At 46.4% G+C, this 24,823-nt stretch carries 13 protein-coding genes, 1 tRNA gene, 2 rRNA genes and 1 pseudogene; all 17 read left to right on the top strand.

Annotated elements, in window-relative coordinates; all coding sequences use genetic code 11:
- The first annotated feature begins 227 nt into the window (after positions 1 to 227).
- The 17 genes and pseudogenes from OIT45_RS08490 to OIT45_RS08570 all read left to right on the top strand — a co-directional run bounded on the left by OIT45_RS08490 (position 228) and on the right by OIT45_RS08570 (position 24,773).
- Complete coding sequence (locus OIT45_RS08490) at positions 228 to 2,090, top strand: helix-turn-helix domain-containing protein (RefSeq protein WP_199404219.1); 1,863 nt, start codon at positions 228 to 230, stop codon at positions 2,088 to 2,090.
- A 247-nt stretch (positions 2,091 to 2,337) separates the two neighbouring features.
- Entirely contained in the window at positions 2,338 to 2,640 is a 303-nt protein-coding gene (locus tag OIT45_RS08495; RefSeq protein WP_135798240.1) for a hypothetical protein, read from the top strand.
- Between the two features lie 928 nt (positions 2,641 to 3,568).
- A complete protein-coding gene (locus OIT45_RS08500; protein WP_199404218.1) occupies positions 3,569 to 4,471 on the top strand; it encodes an aspartate carbamoyltransferase catalytic subunit in 903 nt (300 codons plus the stop codon).
- Between the two features lies 1 nt (position 4,472).
- On the top strand, positions 4,473 to 5,750 hold the full coding sequence (locus OIT45_RS08505) for a dihydroorotase (protein ID WP_264330104.1): 1,278 nt from the start codon (positions 4,473 to 4,475) through the stop codon (positions 5,748 to 5,750).
- A 10-nt stretch (positions 5,751 to 5,760) separates the two neighbouring features.
- The gene (locus tag OIT45_RS08510) at positions 5,761 to 6,843 is read left to right on the top strand and encodes a carbamoyl phosphate synthase small subunit (protein ID WP_199404216.1); all 1,083 of its coding nucleotides are present in this window, start codon (positions 5,761 to 5,763) and stop codon (positions 6,841 to 6,843) included.
- On the top strand, positions 6,836 to 10,015 hold the full coding sequence (gene carB, locus OIT45_RS08515; RefSeq protein WP_199404215.1) for a carbamoyl-phosphate synthase large subunit: 3,180 nt from the start codon (positions 6,836 to 6,838) through the stop codon (positions 10,013 to 10,015). Before OIT45_RS08510 ends, carB begins: the two co-directional genes overlap by 8 nt.
- A gap of 57 nt (positions 10,016 to 10,072) precedes the next feature.
- Complete coding sequence (locus tag OIT45_RS08520; RefSeq protein ID WP_199404214.1) at positions 10,073 to 11,044, top strand: dihydroorotate dehydrogenase; 972 nt, start codon at positions 10,073 to 10,075, stop codon at positions 11,042 to 11,044.
- A gap of 3 nt (positions 11,045 to 11,047) precedes the next feature.
- Positions 11,048 to 11,761, top strand: coding sequence for an orotidine-5'-phosphate decarboxylase (gene pyrF, locus OIT45_RS08525; protein ID WP_199404213.1), 714 nt, complete (start codon positions 11,048 to 11,050; stop codon positions 11,759 to 11,761).
- A 14-nt stretch (positions 11,762 to 11,775) separates the two neighbouring features.
- A complete protein-coding gene (pyrE, locus tag OIT45_RS08530) occupies positions 11,776 to 12,417 on the top strand; it encodes an orotate phosphoribosyltransferase (protein WP_199404212.1) in 642 nt (213 codons plus the stop codon).
- 1,191 nt (positions 12,418 to 13,608) lie between these two features.
- Complete coding sequence (locus OIT45_RS08535; RefSeq protein WP_199404211.1) at positions 13,609 to 14,853, top strand: glycosyltransferase; 1,245 nt, start codon at positions 13,609 to 13,611, stop codon at positions 14,851 to 14,853.
- The gene (locus tag OIT45_RS08540) at positions 14,853 to 15,884 is read left to right on the top strand and encodes a glycosyltransferase family 4 protein (RefSeq protein ID WP_199404210.1); all 1,032 of its coding nucleotides are present in this window, start codon (positions 14,853 to 14,855) and stop codon (positions 15,882 to 15,884) included. The genes OIT45_RS08535 and OIT45_RS08540 overlap by 1 nt, the downstream gene beginning before the upstream one ends.
- Before the next feature lie 4 nt (positions 15,885 to 15,888).
- Positions 15,889 to 16,899 carry a lysylphosphatidylglycerol synthase transmembrane domain-containing protein gene (locus OIT45_RS08545; protein ID WP_199404209.1) on the top strand — a complete coding sequence of 337 codons (1,011 nt, stop codon included), beginning with the start codon at positions 15,889 to 15,891 and terminating at the stop codon, positions 16,897 to 16,899.
- Between the two features lie 2 nt (positions 16,900 to 16,901).
- Entirely contained in the window at positions 16,902 to 17,156 is a 255-nt protein-coding gene (locus OIT45_RS08550) for a DUF1797 family protein (protein WP_135520182.1), read from the top strand.
- Positions 17,157 to 17,278: 122 nt separating this feature from the next.
- Positions 17,279 to 19,443 (top strand): annotated as a pseudogene (locus OIT45_RS08555) (LTA synthase family protein).
- A 486-nt stretch (positions 19,444 to 19,929) separates the two neighbouring features.
- Positions 19,930 to 21,506 (top strand): 16S ribosomal RNA (locus OIT45_RS08560).
- A gap of 79 nt (positions 21,507 to 21,585) precedes the next feature.
- Positions 21,586 to 21,658, top strand: a tRNA-Ala gene (locus OIT45_RS08565).
- Positions 21,659 to 21,859: 201 nt separating this feature from the next.
- Positions 21,860 to 24,773, top strand: a 23S ribosomal RNA gene (locus OIT45_RS08570).
- Together the 16S and 23S rRNA genes with 1 tRNA gene alongside form the textbook arrangement of a ribosomal RNA operon.
- Positions 24,774 to 24,823: the final 50 nt, after the last annotated feature.

A 24,823-nucleotide genomic window follows, 5' to 3' on the forward strand; every position in this document is an offset into this window, starting at 1 on the left:
TCTCAACGTGTGCTTCGTATGTTGCGCGCGTAGTGGCGGGCATTTGTGTCAACATCCAGTTTGGCATCAAATTCTTCATGAAAATCCTCATCTCTTTTCTTTTGATGCTATTAGTATAGCTAGCTAAAAGTCCTATTTAACGGAAAGTGTCAAAAATGAGACAAAATCGCCCGCTTTTTTCATAGTTTGTGGGTATCATGAAGGAAATGATGAAAGGAGTGGCCACCATGACGCAGATGATTGCCGAACGGATTAATGAAATTCGTAAGAACAAGAATGTTTCTGTCCAAACGATTGTGGATAACGGCATTTCGAAAAGTAAATATTTTGCTTTTATTCGTGGCGAACGTGATTTGGCAATCAGTGATCTGCAGATTTTGATGGATGTGCTAACGATTTCATTTGCCGAATTAGTTGTAGATACTGATGTTGTGCAGGCGCCGTTCACGTTGAATTTACTGCGCGCCCGTGATTTGACGTTAACTGAACTAGAGGTTTACCAAAAAGCCTTGTGGGAAAAATATCAGCGAACGCAGCTGGTGGCGTATTACCAATACAATCTGGCGTTTCAATATCTGATTGCGCACAAACAGGAAGTAGACTGCAAACCGTTCGTGACAGCTATCTATGAAGAGCTGAAAGATTATCAACTATTTACGTTTTTTGAAATTCAGTTGTTTTCAATTATTGCGGATAAGCTGACCCTAAAGCGATTCTATCGAATGTACGAGATTTTCACTAAGAGTATTGGGATATTCGCTGGGTACATGCCGATGCCGATTTATCTAACCATTTTGCGTATTCATTATTACGCGCTCGTACATTTGATGCGCCCAACGCTGAAGTCGTTACCGACGATGTTGTTTGTGTTGGATGCAATTATAAACCAGCCAGCGCGACCATCAAATGTTGAGTTGTTTATGCTACGCCAATTCGCGAAGATGCTGAAGTCTTATTATATTGAAAACAGTCCAGCTGCTGAGCGTCAATTTGCAGAGTGGGTTGCGGTGGCCGTTAAGCGAGGAAGTCAGGAAGTTAAAATGACATATGATACGATGTCATTTCCAGGACTTTGGCAAGCGCTCACAATGAAGCGACACCACATGAAGCACGATGCACCAAGCATGTTTTCGACAACCTATGACGAATTACCTAAGGCTGAAATGGCTGCTAGTTTCGGGGTTGCCTTACGGTACTTAATTAAAGGCAAGCACATCAATAGTAGCGAGCTAACACAGTACGGGGTGACGCGTTCGAAGTTATACCGCATTATGCATCAGGAAGTGGCGATTCGGTTGGAAGACCTTTTCGATATGATGAAGTACCTGCGATTATTACCAGCAGACTTAACGGTGTTTTTCCAAGTGAATCCGAACTCGAAGGCGAAAAATCGTTTTGCAGCCTTTGATGTTAATCCGTATGACTATCAAACTGTGGCCGAACAAGCCCTGGCTGAGTACGGTCGCACCGGTAATCATGCTGATTACGAAACGGCGTTGGAATTCCAAATCTATGTGAATCAGCAACTGTCGGATTTTGATCCAACGAGCATTATCCAAATCGATTTAGCAAAAACCATTACAGACTACTTATTACATTTGGATGAATGGCACGAAGCAGAACACCGCCTGGTGACTTATTCGTTTGTTGATTTAGATGATGTTGAGTTAATCATAAAGCGACTCGGGATTGCAGATGAGTATATGCATAATCGTCAGGTATTCCGTGCACCAATTAGTTCAATCTTAAATAATGCTGAGTTTGTGTTGTTGAAGTATTTGCTTGAAGACAATCGCGAAGCATTTGACCGCATTCTAAAAATCGCAGAAGGCGAAGTCCAACGTGACCCACGCATTTTCGCGTTTGCAACCTGGCGTTGGCGTCTGGATGTTTATCGGGTTTATCAAATGTTCTTCGATTATCCTGAGGTTGGTTTAGCAGCCTTTGAGGATTTCGTCTGCGACTATCAGCGTTTAACAGGGAATCAATTATTTAAAAACGAACGAAATTTCATTGCTGATACGCTTCGTCATCACTTCAATTTGGTTAACGGAATTGATCAAACACAAAACGATTCGCTTGACGAATAAAAAAAGTTGCGATATTTGTGTCAATTCTGGCACTTTTGGGTTGATACCTGCACTTATGTCTTAATCTTACATCATAGCCAAGGGGCAAACGATAAAGCAGACTGAGAATGTCGGAGGTTTTTGACTCCCGACGTGATCAAGTAGCGTTTATCAGGTGCGTCGTTGGTCTTACGCCTGACTGAGGTCATGGGTTTTAGACCAACAGCTACTGTGAGAAAAGAAGAGATAGAAAGTGAGAGGTGGAGACATGAACTGGATTCCTGAGATGATGAAGCGCGCAGCCAAGTACGGTGGTGATTTGGATCACCCTGAAGTTGTGGCCTGGGCACATGAGCAATGGCAAAATGCAGCCAACGAGTGGCGTTATGAAGTCGACGGTGAACACCGTTTCCGCACGCAAGCAGAACTAGCTGCGTACCTCCACGTTGGTAAGATGCAATTGACCAAGTTTATCTCAAAGGGCGCTGAAGAGTTCCAATTGCGTGGACACATGATTCGCGTCAACGACGACGTCTTTATGGCCCGTGAACAAGAAGCACAAATTAGCTAATCACAAGCACTGCAATCTTCGGATTGTGGTGTTTTTTCGTTGGTGGGTGGTTTGTGTCCGTCCTGTCGGCCGGAGTGGCTGGGGGCTTCTTTTGGCCCGCTAAACGAGGAGTGTCAAAATAGTGGCGGGCGGAGTCCACGGCTTTGCCGCGTACACCTTTACCCCTTGTAGCACTAAGCGGTAAAACCGCTAAGTGCTACTGCCACATATTTAGCCACTCCTCGTTCTATACGCGGGGCGCCCCCAGCCACAGCAGCCGAGATGTGATAGTCTGTTATGGATTTACATCTACTGGAAAACCAATGGGTGAACAGTTCAACCTATTATTTTGTAGTAGATGAAAATCAAACAATCAGAGTATTGCTCGGCTGCTGTGCTTGGCCCCGCCACGCGTATAGACACGTACTGACCTTGACCCGCAGGTGTGGGATCTTAGCGGGTTTCCCGCTTAGAGCCACGGGAGGTAAAGGTGTACGCGCCAACGGCGTGGACTCCGCTCCCTGCAGGTCATGGTCGGTACGTGTTAGCGTGCCCTAGAAGGGGCCAAGCACTCCGGCCGTTAGGACGGACACACACAACCATCTCCATTTAACTAAACAAAAAGAAGCGTTTAACTCAATTAGTAAAATGTAATTAAACTGTAATAAAAGCAAGAGCGCTATCATAGCAACACGTTAAACGTTTTATGAAATTTTGATTGGTAAAAAGTCATATTTACGTCATGAAATGCCCGTGCTATAGTATTTTCAACAACAAATAACCTTTTAAATTTTTAGTCCCGTGAGGCTACAAAGGGTTGCGTTGATTAGGGGTACAGGGGAATTTCAACACTCGCATGGGGAAGGACTACCACCAGACTAATCAGAAGCACAGCCTCGTGAATCACTGGATTCACGAGGCTTTTTTATTGCAGAAAAAGGAGTGGCACATGCGGCATTTTGTTAACTTGAACGATTTACCAACCGAAACGATTATGGCTTTGATTGAAGATGCGTTGGCTTATAAGAACGGATCAAAGGAAGTTGAACAGTCAAATCGATTGGTCGCCAATCTATTTTTTGAGAACTCAACACGCACGCATTCGAGCTTCCAGGTAGCAGAAACGAACCTGGGGTGGCATCAGGTCATGATTGACCCACAAACTAGCTCGACACAAAAAGGTGAGAGCCTGAGCGATACGCTTAAGACGTTGGGGGCAATTGGGGTAAGTGTTGTGGTCCTGCGCCACAAGATTAATGACTGGTATGCGCCATTGATTAAGGAAGCAACACCTTACATGCCACAGCTTGTTAATGCTGGCGACGGTAATGGTCAACACCCATCGCAAAGTTTGTTGGACTTGGTCACTATCTATGAAGAGTTTGGCAAGTTCGACGGATTGAAGGTCCGCATTGTTGGGGACTTATCACACTCACGCGTGGCACGTTCAAATGCCGAAATTTTGCAACGACTAGGCGCGACGGTTTCATTTGCTGGTCCGGAAGACTGGTATCCAGCAGATTTTGACCAGTTCGGCTCGTACACAACATTTGATGATGATTTAGCTGACTTGGACGTGGTGATGTTACTACGTGTGCAACACGAACGCATTGCGACTGTTGAAAATGCCGACTTTTCACCAATTACATATCACTTTGAATACGGTTTGACAGAGGAACGCTATAACGCTTTGAAGGATTCGGCAATCGTGATGCACCCAGCACCGGTTAACCGCGGGGTAGAAATTGCGGATCAATTGGTTGAGGCTAGCAAGTCACGTATCTTCCAACAAATGACGAACGGCGTATATGCCCGCATGGCGATATTGAACGCTTTAACTGAGGAGAATTAAAATGGCAAGTTTGCTAATTAAGAACGCACAAGTTGTGTCACATGATGATGAATTGATTAACCAAGATGTATTGGTTGAAGATGGCAAAATTGCAGCAATTGATGTGGTTTTGGAAGCACAAGCTGACCGCGTAATTGATGCAAAGGGTGCTTTGCTAACGCCTGGTTTGGTTGATATTCACGTACACTTCCGTGAGCCGGGATTTGAATATAAGGAAACAATCGCAACTGGGTCAAAAGCCTCAGCACGTGGCGGATTTACGACAGTAGCAGCAATGCCAAACTTGAATCCAGTACCAGCAACGGTTTCAGCGTTCCAACAAATCCAAGCTAAAAATGCGAGTGATGGTGTCGTACACATCGAACAATACGCTGCGATTTCAGAAGGTTTGACATCAGATGATGTGAGCGACATCCAAGCGTTGGCTGATGCTGGTGCAATCGCCTTCACGAATGATGGTAAGGGTGTTCAAACGGCAGCAACGATGCTAACAGCAATGAAGGCGGCTGCATCAGTTGACCGTCCATTGGTGGCACACCTGGAAGATGAATCATTGATGAACGGTGGGGTGATGAACCTCGGTAAGCGTTCTGAAGAACTTGGTCTACCTGGGATCGACCCATTGGCTAAATCTTCACAACTAGCGCGTGATTTGGTATTGGCTAAGGCTGCTGGTGTGCATTACCACGTCGCTCATTTGTCAACAAAGGAATCAGTTGCCTTAGTGCGAATGGGTAAGCAAATGGGTGTGAAGGTGACAGCGGAAGTTTCACCACACCACTTGTTGTTGGATGAAAATGACATTGACGGTGATAACGCCTTGTTTAAGATGAACCCACCGCTACGTGCGCCAGAAGATCGCGCTGCTGTAATCGCGGGATTGCTAGACGGCACGATTGATATGGTTGCAACTGACCACGCGCCACACAGCGTTGAAGAGAAGGAACGTTCATTTGTTGGGGCTGCGTTTGGTATTACTGGCATTGAAACGAGTTTCCAATTGCTATACACGCACTTGGTTAAGCCGGGCATTGCGAGCTTGGAACAGTTACTAAACTGGATGGTTACGCAACCAGCCAAGGCGTTTAATTTGCCGGCGCCAACGACACTTGCCGTCGGTGAAATCGCAGACTTGGCACTGTTTGATTTAGAGACAGCCCACACGATTACGGCAGATGAATTTGTATCAAAGGGTGTGAACACACCATTTATCGGGGAAACAATTTACGGACAAACAGTATTGACGGTAGTTGCCGGCGACGTTGTTTATGAAGCATAAGGGGAAGAACATGAAGCGCTATCTGGTTTTGGAAAATGGTTCAGTGTATGCCGGCGAGGGGTTCGGATCATTGAATCCGGTTGTTGGAGAATTGGTTTTTAACACAGGTATGTCAGGCTACCAAGAATCAATTACGGACTTGTCTTATCACGGTCAAATTTTGACGTTTACGTACCCGTTGATTGGTAACTACGGGATTAACCGTGATGATTTCGAATCATTGAAGCCCGCCGCATCGGCGATTGTTACACACGAAATTGCGCGTCGCCCATCGAACTGGCGATCACAAATGTCAATTGCGGAATGGGCCGAAGCAATGGATTTGCCTGGTTTGACGGGCATTGATACGCGTGCTTTGACGAAGGAACTTCGTGATTACGGTGTTATGAAGGCGACAATCGTTGACGAAGTAACAGAGACAACGGTTGCTGACTTGCAAGCAACGCAACTTTCAAATCAACAAGTTGCCGAAGTAACGACAAAGACGACTTATGTGAATCCAACTGAAGGTGTCTCAATTGCGATGATTGATTTTGGCTTGAAGAATTCAATTCTTCGTGCTTTGTCTAAGCGCGGTGTGAACGTCATGGTATTCCCAGCTGACGTTGACGCAAAGACAATCTTGGATACGAATCCAGATGGCGTGTTGCTTTCAAATGGACCTGGTGATCCTGAATCAGTTGAAGGCGTCTTAGATGTCATTCGTACGTTGCAAGACCGTTTGCCATTGATGGGAATTTGCTTGGGTCACCAACTATTCTCACTCGCTAACGGGGCAGAAACGTACAAGTTGAAGTTTGGTCACCGTGGCTTTAACCACGCGGTGCGCAACTTCACGAACGGTCGTGTTGACTTCACGTCACAAAACCACGGATACGCTGTTTCAGCTGAATCAATCGTTGGGACGAACCTTGAAATCACACACGAAGAAATTAACGACCACACCGTTGAAGGCGTTCGTTTGAAGAACCGCCCAGCATTCTCAGTGCAATTCCACCCAGATGCTGCGCCTGGACCACACGATGCTGAATACTTGTTTGACCAATTTTTGGATATGATTGCTGAAGAGAAGAAGGGGGCGGCACATGCCTAAGCGCGAGGACATTAAGAAGGTTTTGGTTATCGGTTCAGGACCAATTGTCATTGGACAAGCGGCTGAATTTGACTACTCAGGCACGCAAGCAGCGATGTCATTGAAAGAAGAAGGTTATGAAGTCGTTTTGGTTAACTCAAACCCAGCGACAATCATGACGGACACTGAGATGGCAGATAAGGTTTACATCGAGCCATTGTCATTGGAATTCTTGGAACGTATTTTGCGCAAGGAACGCCCTGACGCAATCGTGCCAACGCTGGGTGGTCAAACCGGTTTGAACATGGCCAAGGATTTGTCTGAAGCAGGCATCTTGGACGAGTTGAACATCGAACTTTTGGGAACGAAGTTATCAGCCATTCAAGAAGCTGAAGATCGTGAAGAGTTTAAGGACTTGATGGATCGCTTGAATGAGCCAGTGCCCGAGTCAACGATTGCGACGACAGTTGAAGAAGCCGTGGCGTTTGCCGACGAGCACGGGTACCCAGTGATTGTCCGTCCAGCCTACACGCTAGGTGGAACTGGTGGTGGTATTGCCAATGACCACGCACAATTGGTTGAAATTTCAGCAAATGGATTGGAATTGTCACCGGTTACGCAAGTGTTGATTGAACGTTCAATCGCCGGCTTCAAGGAAATTGAATTCGAGGTGATGCGTGATGCCGCTGACAACGCCTTGATTGTGGCTTCGATGGAAAACTTTGACCCAGTTGGGATTCACACAGGTGATTCAATCGTGGTTGCGCCGGTACAGACGTTGGCTGACCGCGAGTTACAAATGATGCGTGATGCGGCCTTGAAGATTATCCGCGCCTTGAAAATCGAGGGTGGCGTTAACATCCAAATGGCCTTGGATCCTGAATCGTTTAAGTACTACATTATCGAAGTTAACCCACGTGTATCTCGTTCATCTGCTTTGGCGTCAAAGGCAACGGGTTATCCAATTGCCAAGATGGCAGCCAAGATTGCGGTGGGATTGACGTTGGATGAAATTATTAACCCAGTAACGGGTACGACAATGGCTGAGTTCGAACCAGCTTTGGACTACGTTATCGTTAAGATTCCACGCTGGCCATTCGACAAGTTTGCAACAGCTGACCGTCGTTTGGGAACGCAAATGAAGGCAACTGGTGAAGTTATGGCCATCGGTCGTAACATCGAGGAAGCCATGAACAAGGCCGTTCGTTCACTAGAAATTGGTGCAACGGGCTTGAACGACATCACGTTTGATAACACGACGGATGCGGATTTGCTAGATGCGTTGATGCCAGCGCGTGATGATCGTTTGTTCATGATTGCAGATTTGTTCCGCCGCGGTGTGTCAATTGATGATGTCCACAACCGCACGAAGATTGATTATTTCTTCTTGGATAAGGTATTGCACTTGGTCGAGCTAGAACAAGCGTTGAAGCAAAACGTTGGGGATGCTGACACGCTTGAATTGGCCAAGCGTAACGGGTTCGCAGATAAGACGATTGCTGGTTTCTGGGGCAAGACAGTCGCTGAAGTGCGCGCAATGCGCCAAGCGATGGGACTCCAGCCAGTCTACAAGATGGTTGATACGGTGGCGGCTGAGTTTGAATCACAAACGCCGTACTACTACTCAACTTATGAACAACAAAATGAATCAGTTGTAACGGATAAGGAAAGCGTCCTCGTGCTGGGATCAGGCCCAATCCGTATCGGACAAGGTGTTGAATTTGATTATGCGACGGTGCACGCGGTAAAGGCGATTCAAGCGGCAGGCTACGAAGCTATTATCATGAATTCAAATCCAGAAACGGTTTCAACTGACTTCTCAGTTTCAGATAAGTTGTACTTCGAACCTTTGACGTTGGAAGATGTGATGAACGTGATTGATTTGGAACAACCAAAGGGTGTTGTCGTGCAATTCGGTGGTCAAACGGCGATTAACCTGGCTGCACCACTTGCTGAACATGGCGTGCAAATTTTGGGAACGACGGTTGCGGACCTAGACCGAGCTGAAGATCGTGAAGAGTTTGACCAAGTTATTAAGCAACTTGGTTTGCCACAACCAGTTGGTAAGACAGCAACGACTGTGGCTGGCGCATTGGCTGCGGCGGATGAAGTTGGTTATCCAGTCCTAGTGCGTCCATCATACGTTTTGGGTGGTCGCGCCATGGAAATTGTGACGAACCCAGACGAATTGACGGATTACATGGGACGTGCGGTGCAAGTCTCAAATGATCATCCGGTTTTGATTGACTCATATTTGATGGGTTCAGAAGCGGAAGTCGATGTTTTGTCAGATGGTGAAACGGTGATTATTCCTGGTGTCATGGAACACATTGAGCGTGCCGGGGTGCACTCAGGTGACTCAATGTCAGTTTATCCAGCCCAAACGCTTTCACAAAAGGTGAAGGATGAAATGGTGGCTGCGTCAATCGACTTGGCAAAGGCGATGAACACGGTCGGCTTGATGAACGTCCAATTCGTTATTCACGAGGATACAGCATACGTTATCGAAGTTAATCCACGTGCCTCACGTACAGTGCCGTTCATTTCAAAGGTGACGCACTTGAAGTTAGCACAATTGGCAACGCGCGTCATGTTAGGTGAGCGATTGGCCGACATGGGCTTTGAAACGGGTGTCGTGCCTGAGCCGAAGACAGTTCACGTAAAGGCACCAATCTTCTCATTCACGAAGTTGCCAGATGTTGACTCATTGCTTGGACCAGAAATGAAGTCAACTGGTGAAGTGATGGGATCAGATTCAACGTTTGAAAAGGCATTGTACAAGGCGTTTGTGGCGTCAAACGTGAAGGTGCCAACGTTTGGTAACGTGCTGTTCACTGTTGCTGACGAAGACAAGGGTGAAGCCTTGTCCTTGGCACGTCGCTTCGATGACCTTGGGTTCCAACTGGTTGCCACGGCTGGAACGGGCGCTTTCTTCGCGCAGAACGGTTTGCGTGTTGAGGTGTTAGATAAGATTAGCGAAACTGATAACAATGCCGTTACGGCGATGCGTGAAGGTAAGCTACAAATCGTTGTGAACACCACACGTCAAGACGGAACGACGATGTCAGATGGTCGTTTGATTCGTAACGCAGCCATTGAAAATGCAGTGCCATTGTTTACGGCATTCGATACGGTGGCGGCCTTGTTGAGCGTTTTGGAATCACAATCATTCGCTGTTACGCCAATGGACTAACAGATAAAAAATACCCGGCTACGGCTGGGATACATATAGAAAGAGGGAGAATTTATCATGACTGAAGATCGATTTGCAGTACAACTACCAGGTTTGGATTTGAAGAACCCATTCATGCCGTCATCAGGTTCCTTTTATTACGGGCTTGACCACATGATGGATTTTGATTTGAACAAGATGGGTGCGTTGGTGTTGAAGACCACAACGGTTGATGAACGTCGTGGTAACCCACAACCTTGGATTATCAATACCCAAGCCGGCATTATGAATTCGGTTGGGTTGGCTAATCCGGGGATGGATAAGGTAGCAACTGAGATTCTGCCTGAGTTGGAAACGCAATTGCCAGACTTGCCAGTGATGATTTCAATCGCCGGTGAGTCGGTGGCCGAGTATCGTACCTTGGCAAAGGTCTTTGATAAATTCGATTATATTAAGGCGTTGGAGCTTAACTTGTCTTGCCCAAATGTTGATAAGGGTGGTATGGAATTTGGCGTTGATCCAGATAGCGCGGCTGAAGTTGTGGCTGCAGTTCGTGAAGTCACGAATAAACCACTCTATGCCAAGCTATCACCAAACGTTACTGACATTAAGCCAATTGCCAAGGCGGTTGAAACCGCTGGTGCCGACGGGTTAGTGTTGATTAACACGGTGGTGGGAATGAGTTTGGACATTGCATCACGCCAAGTCCGTCTTTACCGTGGTACGGGTGGCATCTCGGGCGCATCAGTTCATCCAATTGCCGTCCGCATGGTGTGGGAAGCGGCGTCAGTTGTTGATATTCCAATCATTGGGGTTGGCGGTGTCCGCTCAATGGATGATGCCCTGGAATTGATGTTGGCCGGCGCATCTGCTGTGCAAATCGGCGCAATGAATGCTGAGGACCCACTCTTCATCAGCAAGCTAGTAGATGAACTGCCAGCGGCTTTAGACAAATATAATTTTGCGTCGGTTCGTGAGATTCCGACAGCACTACAGAAGTTCCCAGCACCTTTAACGGCGTGGGAAGCTAATCACCCAGGAGACAATTAACCGATGACAAAGCCAGTATTTATTGCCTTAGATTTCCCAGACGCCCAAACGATGTGGACGTTTTTGGATCAATTCCCGGCGGATGTCCGTCCAGCGGTTAAAGTGGGAATGGAGTTGTTCTACCGTGAAGGACCAGCCTTAGTTACCGCTTTGAAGGAGCAAGGCTTTACCGTTTTTCTGGATTTGAAGCTTTACGACATTCCAAATACGGTGCAACAGGCAACGGAAAATGTTGCCCGCCTGGGTGTGGATTATTTGACGGTTCACGCAGCCGGTGGTGTGCGTATGCTACAAGCGGCTAAAAATGGTGCGCAAGAAGGGGCCGACGCGGCCGGTGTAACGGCACCAAAGTTGTTGGCCATCACACAACTGACTTCATTTTCTGAGGAAGAAATGCAGACAACTCAACTCGTGACGGTTCCAATGCGTGAATCAGTTATCCACTTGGCGCAACTAGCGGCCGAAGCTGGTGTAGCAGGAACGATTTCATCAGCGTTCGAATCATCAGATATTCATGCGAACACGCCAGCTGGCTTCTTATCAATTACGCCTGGTATCCGCCTTGTTGGGGATGCGGTTGGTGATCAAAGCCGTGTTGTCACACCAGCACGGGCAGCCGAAATGGGCGCCGACGGTATTGTGGTTGGCCGTTCGATTACGCAGGCAACGGATCCAGTTGCTGCATATCAACTTATTGAAACAGAATTTAACGCTTAAAACGGAGAAAACTTATGACAGATTACAAAGCATCAGTTGCCCAATCCTTGTTGGATATCGAGGCCATTAAGCTACAACCAAACGATCCATTCACATGGGCGTCAGGTTTGAAGAGCCCAATTTATACGGATAACCGTAAGACGATTGCTTTCCCAAAGGTCCGCAAGTTGATTGCAAAGGGTTTGGCGAATTTGATTAAGCACGAGTACCCAGAAGTCGAAGTTATCGGTGGCGTGGCCACAGCCGGCATTCCACACGCAGCCTGGGTGGCAGCTGAACTTGAATTGCCAATGATTTACGTGCGCTCAAAGCCAAAGGATCACGGCGCTGGTAAGCAAATCGAAGGTGAGTTAACGGCTGGTCAAAAGGTTGTCCTTATCGATGATTTGATTTCAACGGGCGGCTCAGTTTTGGGTGCCGTTGAAGCAACACGTCGTGAAGGCGGGGATGTATTAGGCGTTGTCTCAATCTTTTCATACGAACTACCAGCGGCTGATGAAAACTTCGCAGCAGCTGAGACACCATTTGCTTCGTTGACGACTTACTCAGCTTTGATTGATGCAGCGATTGCATCAGGCCAAGTAGATGATACTGACTTAGAGACGCTACAAGCTTGGCGTCAGGATCCAAAGGCGTGGGGTGAAGCACGCGGATAAAGTTTGCGGTGTGTGTCGACGCGTTGCGTCGAGTGGCTGGGGGCTTCTTTTGGCCCGCTAAACGAGGAGTGTCAAAATAGTGGCGGGCGGAGTCCCGAGCAAGCTCGGTGCACCTTTACCCCTTGTAGCACTAAGCGGTAAAACCGCTAAGTGCTACTGCCACATATTTAGCCACTCCTCGTTCTATACGCGGGGCGCCCCCAGCCACGGCAGCCAAGATATTCTAGTCTGTTTGAGATTTACATCTACCGGAAACCAAATGGGTGAACGGTTTACCTTGATGTATTTTGGTGGATGAAAATCGAACAATTATAGTATTTCTCGGCCGCCGTGACCTGCCCCGCCGAGCGTATAGACCCAAGTGGACCTTGACCCGTGGGTGTGGGTTCTTAGCGGGTTTCCCGCTTAGAGCCACGAGGAGGTAAAGGTGTACGCGCCATCGGCGTGGACTCCGCTCCCCACAGGTCATGGTCTACTTGGGTTAGCGAGCCTAAAGAAGGGACAGGTCACTCCGACCGTAAGGGCGGACACAAACACCAAACCTTTTTCGAAATTCCGAGTGTTTATATTTGTAACCGCTTACAAGGTGCGTTATTATAAACATGTACCAAAGGAAGAAAGGTAGATGATAACTTTGGAAGAAACAATTATTTCAACCACAGTAGTGCCATCATCTACCGCAATCCATGCGGGCGTGTCACAGTAATGACGCAAGATAACAACACGTATCATTTTTAAGAGATAAACACATTAGTCATGATTTGACATCTCTTGCGATCATTAGCATCGGTTACTTCGACGACGGACGATAATCCAGTGATGGATGTAAGCTTGTTCAGAGATTGGAGGCTGCTCCCGACACGGTTTGATGAAAATTTCAAATAGCTTGGATGCGGTAGAGATGAGACTATAGATTTGGTTGTGACCATACCTTAGCGACAGACAACTAAAGCTGCAGATTAGTTCTCTAAGGTGGTCCTTTTACAATTGAATACAGGGTGGCGGAGTAGCGCTTCCCTAGCTATGTGTCGCAAATCATAGCTGAAGTGACCGCGGGCCAACGTGCCGGCGGTTTTTTTGCGCACACAATAAGAAGATAAAAATTCACAAAGCTGTCACGACTACCTATCCCAAAAGCGGACGATTGTTGGTATCATGTAACATGAGACAAATTGTGAAAGGTGACAAATCATGAATATCGGACTATTCACGGATACCTATTTCCCGCAGGTTTCCGGGGTTGCAACATCGATTCAAACGTTGCGACGTCAATTGGAAGCTAACGGACATAAGGTTTATATTTTTACGTCTACCGATCCGAAGGTAAAAAAGGGGACGCTTGAACCAAATATCTATCGTTTTGCAAGTTTGCCATTCGTTGGATTTAAGGATCGGCGCATTACATATCGTGGTGCAATTCAGGCTGTTCAATTAGCTAAAAAACTACAACTTGATATCGTACACACACAAACTGAGTTTTCGCTCGGCGTAATGGGGAAGTTTGTTGCACGTCAATTGAAGATTCCGGTTGTACATACGTTCCACACGAATTATGAAGACTACTTGCACTACATTGCCAACGGTAAGATTATTCGCCCAGGTAGTGTGGCTGTGATTGCTCGCAACTATATGGCGGGCATGACCGGCATTATTTCACCATCACGTCAGACCTACGATACGTTGATGAAGTATAAGGTGAAGGCACCGATTGAGATTATACCAACCGGTGTTAATGTGCTTCATTCACCTGCAGAAGATACTAGTGTTGTCCTACGTGAAAAATTAGGCCTTAAGCCAGAAACGCCAGTGGTATTATCATTGGGACGCGTTGCTTTTGAAAAGAACCTTGATGATGCGCTATCAGTATTCGCTGAAGCCTTAGAAGAGGTTCCAGATGCGATGTTTATCATCGTTGGGGGTGGTCCAGCAATGGCAGCTTTGCAAGAGCACGTGTCAGCACTAGAGATTGACGACCATGTTATTTTTACTGGAGAGGTCAATCACAACGATGTTTACGGTTACTACAAGATGGGCGATGTCTTTGTTTCGGCCTCGGTTTCTGAAACGCAAGGGCTAACCTTCATCGAAGCAATGACCGCCGACACACCAGTTGTTGCTATTCACAGTCCATATCTTGACACCATTGTTACTGATGAAAACATCGGTACATTGGTCGACGATAGTTTTGGATTACTTGAGCCGATGGTTATGTATCTGAAGGCCAAGTCAACGGGTGAAATGATTGGCAATCCTGAAACACGGGCAGCTGTGTTGCATGAGATTGACGAACGAACATTTGGTAAACACGTCATTGATTTCTATGCAGAAGCGTTGGCTGTTTATCATGAAGAGGAGGATACGGAAGCTGCCGAAGCAAACGATGTGGAGTACTCAAAGACATTCCTGCTTCGGAATCCATTCCGACGAGATGATTAATGATTAGAATTACGATGTTTTCTTCAGCTGAAACGGTACCTGGTCAAGGCGTCGGATCAGCATATCGTGAGTTGATAAATTTGTTGACGGCACAGTTTAAAGATAAGTTTCAAGTCCGTATCAATAGTTTGGCACCAGCTGACATTAGTCACTACCACACCATTGATTTTTGGTTTTATTTGAACACATTCTTGCCTGGCCGTGGTCGTCGCATTGGGTATGTTCACTTTTTACCTGAGACACTAGAGGGGTCAATTAACCTCCACTGGCCAGTTAAGAATATTTTTTATTGGTATGTGATGGCGTTTTATAAGCGTATGGACCACATTGTTGTTGTTAACCCAACGTTCATCGATAAACTGGTGGCGTTAGGGGTTAAGCGTGAAAAGGTGACGTATATTCCAAACTTTGTCACGAAGACGCAATTCCATCCGTTACCAGATGACCAAAAAATGGCGTTGCGAAAGCAATTTGGTATTGATCAAGATGCTTTTGTCGTCTTGGGCGTTGGCCAAATTCAAGAACGCAAAGGTATCTGGGATTTTATTGCCATGGCAAAAGATAATCCAGATTGGACGTTTGTTTGGGTTGGTGGATTCTCATTTGGGTCAATTACAGCTGGTTACGATGAGTTAAAAAAGGTTTTGAAAAACCCACCGGCCAACCTAAAATTCCCAGGGATTGTTGACCGTGCAGTTATTAATGGTTATTACAATGTGGCGGATGTTTTCCTGTTACCAAGTTATACGGAGTTGTTCCCAATGTCTGCTTTGGAGGCATTTAGCACGGGGACACCAACAGTCTTGCGTGATTTGGATTTGTACCGTGCCATTATCGATGGTTATTATCTCGCTGGTTCAGACCGTGAAGCGATGCAAGCACAATTAACAGCTTTGCACGATCAACCTGAACTGCGTGCTAAATTGTCAAAGCAGGCCTTAGCTGCGTCTGAACGTTATTCTGCTGATTACGTGGCAGATATTTGGGAGAAATTCTATACCGAACAAGCGGGCTTGAAAAACAAGGGGTAAGTCAATGACGAGACGGAATGGCATTGTTTTTACCATCATGATGCTAATTGGTTTGGGGATTTTTTACTGGTCTTTCCGTAAGATTAGTTGGACACAATTTGCATCGGAGGTTAAAAACGCGAATTGGTGGTGGTTGATTGTCGCGGTTGGCGCGATGGTGGTCTATCTACTATTAGAGGCAGTTGTTGTTAAGATTTTTGTTGATGATGCCCATGAAAAGCTGAGTTGGCGTGATGCTATCCGAGTGCCGCTGGTTGAACAATTAGGGAATGGTATTACGCCATTCGCTACTGGTGGACAACCTATGCAAATGATTACCCTTGCACAGGCTGGCATCGATCCTGGCCGTGCGGGTTCGATTTTGTTGATGAAGTTTGTGGTTTACCAAGGCATGATTGTTGTTAATTTTTTGATGGCGTTAACAATTGGGTACCACTACATAGCTGATAAGCTACATGCGTGGGCTATCTTAGTATTGTTTGGTTTTGTGATTCACTTAGCGGTGATTGTAGGGCTCTTGTTGGTTATGTACTGGCCAATGTTGACCCGTACAATGGTCCTATTGGTGTTTAAACCAATAAGCTGGTTCCGACCAGCGATTGTTGAGAAGTGGAAAGATGTTGTCGATGAGAAAATTGATAATTTTCATCGCGAAAGTGTCCGCATGAGTCATGATTGGCCGGCGTTAGTCAAAGCAATTGTGGTCACATTTTTCCAAATGGCGGTGTACTACCTCATTCCATACTTTATCTTGTTGGGATTAGGCGTATCGCCAATTAATGTTATTTTGGTGACAGCCTTACACGTGCTGATTGTGATGGTGATTTCGTTGTTCCCAATCCCAGGCGGAACTGGGGGAGCGGAAGCGGGATTTGCGGTTTTATTCTCCCAATTCTTGCCATCTGCATCTGTATTGCTATTCGCCATGATGATTTGGCGTTTGATTACCTACTACCTGGGGATGTTTGCAGGTATCGTTGCCTTTAATCTGAATGCAGCGAAGAGAAGGAAATAAACATGAGTCGAGAAAGTGATTTGGTACAGATTGCACAGCGCATTCGTGCCATGATGATTGATGATCGTGAAGAAATCCAAACCCGTCATTTTGACGCGTTTGGGGTGACGGTCGTGACAGTAGTCTATGACCGACCATCAAAGGTATTTGCGGTTGAAGGTCTACGTGATAATAATCGACGTTTTGCATTTGATGATGCCGATTTAGTCGCGATTGATATTTACGAAGCGCTCCAAGACTTTAAGGAAACCTTTTAAATAGTTGCAGATACGCACAAGTATTTAAGACGATTTTATGTTTCTTTAATGGAAGAGCGGTATACTGAATATTGTAATTTTTAAGGTCGGATGGACCTAGAGAGAAAATGGAGCGTAATAAAATGCAACGAGTAGTTTCAGTCATCAAGAAATGGTGGCCAGACTTCAACTCAACTGTAGGCTTCTTTATGCTATCGGTCTTCTTGGTATGGTTGAAGACGTATTGGGCATATAAGACAAACTTTTCATTGGGTGTACAAGGAACACTTCAAGAGTTCTTGTTGTTCTTGAACCCAATTCCAACGGCAATTATTTTGCTCGGAATTGCGTTGTACTTCCGTGGACGCATCGCTTACTGGTTGATGTTGCTAATTAACCTTGTGCAATCAATTTGGTTGTTCGCCAATATGTTGTACTACCGTGAGTTCTCTGATTTCTTGTCATTGAACATCATGGGGTCTGGTGGGTCAGTTGAAAATAATTTAGGTAAGTCAATTGCGGGAATCATTCACGTATCTGACTTCCTAGTCTTTGTTGATATTATTGTCTTGATTGTCCTTTTGCTAGTGAAGGTGATTAAGGTTGATAAGACGGCGGTCCAAAAGCGCTTTGCTGCTTTGGTAACCGTATTCGGTGTTCTGTTGATGTTTGTTGGTTATGGTATCGCTTCTAAGGATCGTTCTGGTCTTTTGACGCGTACGTTTGATAACAACTACATCGTTAAGTATCTTGGTTTGAATGAGTACGCAGCCTATAACATCTTCAAGACGAAGCAGACTGCGGATGTTAAGAAAGAAGCTAAGGCCTCAGACCTAGATAAGATTAAGAAGTTTGTTGATGGTAAAAAGACGTTGGAGAACTCTGTTTACTTCGGTAAAGAGAAGGGCAAGAATGTCATCATGTTCCACTTGGAGTCATTCCAACAATTCTTGATTGATTACAAGGTAAATGACGTTGAAGTAACGCCAAATTTGAATGCGTTCTATCACGATCAAAATACGTTGGCGTTTGATAACTTCTATAATGAAGTCGGTCAAGGTAAGACGGCCGATGCTGAAACAATGCTGGAGACGGGATTGTTCGGTACGGCTTCTGGTTCAGCCATGGTTAACTACGGTACGTCAAATACGTACCAAGCCGTGCCAGCTATCTTGGACCAACAAGGTTATACGACAGCTGCTTTCCACGGTGACGTTGCTTCGTTCTGGAACCGTGACAACACGTATAAGTCATGGGGCTATGACTACTTCTTTAGTAAGCCATATTTCAAGGACGCGGATAACGCAAATTACAACATTGGTTATGGTATGAAGGATAAGATTTTCTTGCAGGACTCTGCTAAATATCTTGAACAATTACCACAACCATTCTATTCAAAGATTATTACGGTGACGAACCACTATCCATATGACCTGGATAAGCAAAACATTTCGATTGAGAAGACGACCACTGGTGATAAGACGGTTGATGGTTACGTACAAACAGCACGCTACCTTGATCAAGCATTTGGTGAGTTCCTAACTTGGATGAAGAAGTCAGGTTTGTATGACAACTCAATGATTGTTTTGTACGGTGATCACTATGGTATTTCAGAGAACCACCCAGCGGCAATTGCGAAGTTGATGGGCAAGAGTTCAGTTAACTCATATGACTTGGCTAACTGGCAAAAGGTACCATTCATTGTGCACGCACCTGGTTTGCAAGGTGGTATTAACCACACTTATGGTGGTGAAATTGATGTGATGCCAACGATTTTGCACTTGCTCGGTGTTTCAACATCAAATAACGTGCAATTCGGTCAAGACTTGCTAGCGCCAAACCGCAAGCAGGTTGTACCATTCCGTAACGGTGACTGGGTATCGGCCGAATACATGAAGTATGGTGGAAACTACTACGTCACAACGACAGGTACAAAGATCAAGCCAAAGGAAGATCCGCGAGCTAAGCAAATTATTGATGAGACACAAGCATACGTTAATAAGATGCTAACGTACTCAGATGATGTGCAAACTGGCGATTTGCTACGCTTCTACACACCAGAAGGTTTCAAGAAGGTTAATAAGAAGGACTACTCATATAAGAAGGCCGACGGACTTGCTCTCTTGAGAAGATGGATAAGCAAAGTGATACGACTTTGATTGATCAGCACAATCACACGTCTACGATGAGTGACTATGTGACTGATGCGCCTGAATTAGGTGGACAACCACAAACAATTCAACAAGCTGTTTCAAGCAGTGAATCTTCAAGTGAAGAAACGCCAACTGATGACGCAGCACAACAATAAGTATGAAAGCACTTCAGCAATTGCTGAGGTGCTTTTTTGCATCTCTGGATTGTTCGGAAAAATGCGATATAACAAAGTAGTTGACGAACGTTCGTGGATGGGGTATATTATTTAAGCACTCAAATGAGCGGTACAAAATGTATTTAATCAACGAGTTGTGATTCATAAAAAGAAGTTGAAATTGGTTGTTGACAATCGGTTGAGTCTTCTGTAATATATGTTAAGTCGCTTCGTGGTATTTGATACTTATGAACGACGTATGAAAATTGATTGAAATTAGTTGTTGACATTTCATTCTTTCTTCTGTAGTATAGATTAAGTCGTCAAGGCGACGACGTAGGTCATTGAAAACTGAATATCGTTTCGATGAAACAAATGTGTAGGGTCATCAAGCTAAGCTTGATGCAAAAACATTTGCGAAGTCAATTCGCTAGTAAATTCGTTTAACTTCTGTTAAACAACAAAAATTGAGTTATACTCAAACTTCAAATTGAGAGTTTGATCCTGGCTCAGGATGAACGCTGGCGGCGTGCCTAATACATGCAAGTCGAACGCTTTGTGGTTCAACTGATTTGAAGAGCTTGCTCAGATATGACGATGGACATTGCAAAGAGTGGCGAACGGGTGAGTAACACGTGGGAAACCTACCTCTTAGCAGGGGATAACATTTGGAAACAGATGCTAATACCGTATAACAATGACAACCGCATGGTTGTTATTTAAAAGATGGTTCTGCTATCACTAAGAGATGGTCCCGCGGTGCATTAGCTAGTTGGTAAGGTAATGGCTTACCAAGGCGATGATGCATAGCCGAGTTGAGAGACTGATCGGCCACAATGGGACTGAGACACGGCCCATACTCCTACGGGAGGCAGCAGTAGGGAATCTTCCACAATGGGCGAAAGCCTGATGGAGCAACGCCGCGTGTGTGATGAAGGGTTTCGGCTCGTAAAACACTGTTGTAAGAGAAGAATGACATTGAGAGTAACTGTTCAATGTGTGACGGTATCTTACCAGAAAGGAACGGCTAAATACGTGCCAGCAGCCGCGGTAATACGTATGTTCCAAGCGTTATCCGGATTTATTGGGCGTAAAGCGAGCGCAGACGGTTATTTAAGTCTGAAGTGAAAGCCCTCAGCTCAACTGAGGAATTGCTTTGGAAACTGGATGACTTGAGTGCAGTAGAGGAAAGTGGAACTCCATGTGTAGCGGTGAAATGCGTAGATATATGGAAGAACACCAGTGGCGAAGGCGGCTTTCTGGACTGTAACTGACGTTGAGGCTCGAAAGTGTGGGTAGCAAACAGGATTAGATACCCTGGTAGTCCACACCGTAAACGATGAGTGCTAGGTGTTTGAGGGTTTCCGCCCTTAAGTGCCGCAGCTAACGCATTAAGCACTCCGCCTGGGGAGTACGACCGCAAGGTTGAAACTCAAAGGAATTGACGGGGACCCGCACAAGCGGTGGAGCATGTGGTTTAATTCGAAGCAACGCGAAGAACCTTACCAGGTCTTGACATCCCTTGACAACTCCAGAGATGGAGCGTTCCCTTCGGGGACAAGGTGACAGGTGGTGCATGGTTGTCGTCAGCTCGTGTCGTGAGATGTTGGGTTAAGTCCCGCAACGAGCGCAACCCTTATTACTAGTTGCCAGCATTCAGTTGGGCACTCTAGTGAGACTGCCGGTGACAAACCGGAGGAAGGTGGGGATGACGTCAAATCATCATGCCCCTTATGACCTGGGCTACACACGTGCTACAATGGCGTATACAACGAGTTGCCAACCCGCGAGGGTGAGCTAATCTCTTAAAGTACGTCTCAGTTCGGATTGTAGGCTGCAACTCGCCTACATGAAGTCGGAATCGCTAGTAATCGCGGATCAGCACGCCGCGGTGAATACGTTCCCGGGTCTTGTACACACCGCCCGTCACACCATGAGAGTTTGTAACACCCAAAGCCGGTGGGGTAACCTTCGGGAGCCAGCCGTCTAAGGTGGGACAGATGATTAGGGTGAAGTCGTAACAAGGTAGCCGTAGGAGAACCTGCGGCTGGATCACCTCCTTTCTAAGGAAAATCGGAAACCTACACATTCGTTGAAACGATATTCAGTTTTGAGTGACTTACACTCAATTAAATACATCATGGGGAATTAGCTCAGCTGGGAGAGCACCTGCTTTGCAAGCAGGGGGTCATCGGTTCGATCCCGATATTCTCCATTGCAACCTGTGGGTTGCAACATTAGTTCTTTGAAAACTGAATCATAATTGTAAATTTTTAAATTCATTTAATATTGTTAATCAATATAAATTGAGCCGAAAAAATACACCGCGTAATTTTTTGAGTTTTTTAAATTAGTTTAAAATCGCTTGTGGCCTTGAGCCACATACTCAAACTTATATCATCAACGTCAGTTGATAGGTTAAGTTATTAAGGGCGCATGGTGGATGCCTTGGCACTAGGAGCCGATGAAGGACGGGACTAACACCGATATGCTTCGGGGAGCTGTAAGTAAGCTTTGATCCGGAGATTTCCGAATGGGGGAACCCAACTTGTTATGCAAGTTATCACCTAATGAATATATAGTTAGGTTGAAGGTAGACGTTGTGAACTGAAACATCTCATTAGCAACAGGAATAGAAAGAAAAATCGATACCGTCAGTAGCGGCGAGCGAAATCGGTAGAGCCCAAACCAAAGTGCTTGCACTTTGGGGTTGTAGGACTGACATTGTGGAGTTACAAAGTTAACATTTAGCAGAATCAGCTGGGAAGCTGAGCGAGACAGGGTGATAGCCCCGTATGCGAAAAGTGTTGACCTCCCGTCAGGATCCTGAGTACGGCCGGACACGTGAAATCCGGTCGGAATCCGCGAGGACCATCTCGCAAGGCTAAATACTCCCTAGTGACCGATAGTGAACCAGTACCGTGAGGGAAAGGTGAAAAGCACCCCGGAAGGGGAGTGAAAAAGTTCCTGAAACCATGTGCCTACAAGAAGTTAGAGCCCGTTAATGGGTGATAGCGTGCCTTTTGTAGAATGAACCGGCGAGTTACGATACCATGCAAGGTTAAGGTGGAAAGACCGGAGCCGTAGCGAAAGCGAGTCTGAAATGGGCGAATTAGTATGTTGTTGTAGACCCGAAACCAGGTGACCTACCCATGTCCAGGGTGAAGGTGCGGTAAAACGCACTGGAGGCCCGAACCCGTGCATGTTGAAAAATGCTGGGATGAGGTGTGGGTAGCGGTGAAATTCCAATCGAACTTGGAGATAGCTGGTTCTCTCCGAAATAGCTTTAGGGCTAGCCTCGGAATGTAGCGTGTTGGAGGTAGAGCACTGTTTTGGTGCGGGGCCCATCTCGGGTTACCAAATTAAGATAAACTCCGAATGCCAATCACGTATGTCCGGGAGTCAGACAGTGAGTGATAAGATCCATTGTCGAAAGGGGAACAGCCCAGATCGTCAGTTAAGGTCCCTAAGTGTGTGTTAAGTGGAAAAGGATGTGGAGTTGCATAGACAACTAGGATGTTGGCTTAGAAGCAGCCACCATTTAAAGAGTGCGTAATAGCTCACTAGTCGAGTGATTTGCGCCGAAAATGTACCGGGGCTAAACACACCACCGAAACTACGGGTGCCACGTAAGTGGCGCGATAGGAGAGCGTTCTAAGGGCGATGAAGTCAGACCGTGAGGACTGGTGGAGCGCTTAGAAGTGAGAATGCCGGTATGAGTAGCGAAAGACAGGTGAGAATCCTGTCCACCGTATGACTAAGGTTTCCTGGGGAAGGCTCGTCCTCCCAGGGTTAGTCGGGACCTAAGGCGAGGCCGAGAGGCGTAGTCGATGGATAACAGGTTGAGATTCCTGTACCAGGTGAACATGTTTGAACGATGGAGGGACGCAGAAGGCTAACGGATCCCAGCTGCTGGATATGCTGGGTTAAATAATAAGTCTTAGATCGAGTTAAATGCTTTATCTTTTAAGGACAAGTTATGATGAGGACCGAAATAAAGTAGGGAAGTCCGTGATGTCACGCTGCCGAGAAAAGCTTCTAGTTAGTGTTTACCTGCCCGTACCGCAAACCGACACAGGTAGTCGAGGAGAGCATCCTAAGGTGAGCGAGTGAACTCTCGTTAAGGAACTCGGCAAAATGACCCCGTAACTTCGGGAGAAGGGGTGCTCAGCGAAAGCTGAGCCGCAGTGAATAGGCCCAGGCGACTGTTTATCAAAAACACAGGTTTCTGCAAAATCGTAAGATGACGTATAGGGGCTGACGCCTGCCCGGTGCTGGAAGGTTAAAAGGAGTGCTTAGCTTCGGCGAAGGTACGAATTGAAGCCCCAGTAAACGGCGGCCGTAACTATAACGGTCCTAAGGTAGCGAAATTCCTTGTCGGGTAAGTTCCGACCCGCACGAAAGGCGTAACGATCTGGGCACTGTCTCAACGAGAGACTCGGTGAAATTTAAATACCCGTGAAGATGCGGGTTACCCGCGACAGGACGGAAAGACCCCATGGAGCTTTACTGTAGCTTGATATTGAGTGTTTGTGCAGCTTGTACAGCATAGGTAGGAGCCGTAGATACCGGGACGCTAGTTTCGGTGGAGGCGTCATTGGGATACTACCCTCGTTGTATGACCACTCTAACTCGCACCACTAAGCGTGGTGGAAGACAGTGTCTGGCAGGCAGTTTGACTGGGGCGGTCGCCTCCTAAAAGGTAACGGAGGCGCCCAAAGGTTCCCTCAGAATGGTTGGAAATCATTCGCAGAGTGTAAAGGCACAAGGGAGCTTGACTGTGAGACTTACCAGTCGAGCAGGTACGAAAGTAGGGCTTAGTGATCCGGTGGTTCCGCATGGAAGGGCCATCGCTCAACGGACAAAAGCTACCCTGGGGATAACAGGCTTATCTCCCCCAAGAGTCCACATCGACGGGGAGGTTTGGCACCTCGATGTCGGCTCATCGCATCCTGGGGCTGTAGTCGGTCCCAAGGGTTGGGCTGTTCGCCCATTAAAGCGGTACGCGAGCTGGGTTCAGAACGTCGTGAGACAGTTCGGTCCCTATCCGTCGCGGGCGTAGGAAATTTGAGAGGAGCTGCCCTTAGTACGAGAGGACCGGGGTGGACGTACCTCTGGTGTATCAGTTGTTCCGCCAGGAGCATCGCTGAGTAGCTATGTACGGATGAGATAAACGCTGAAAGCATCTAAGTGTGAAACTCGCCTCGAGATGAGATTTCCCATTCTTTATGAAGTAAGACCCCTCAGAGATGATGAGGTAGATAGGCTAGAAGTGGAAGTGCGGCGACGCATGGAGCGGACTAGTACTAATGGTTCGAGGACTTAACCAAGTTGAAAACGTGGTGTAAGGCTCAAACGAAGTTTGATTTACAGATTATGA

Source organism: Weissella sp. LMG 11983 (assembly GCF_025908495.1).
Lineage (GTDB): Bacteria > Bacillota > Bacilli > Lactobacillales > Lactobacillaceae > Weissella > Weissella fermenti.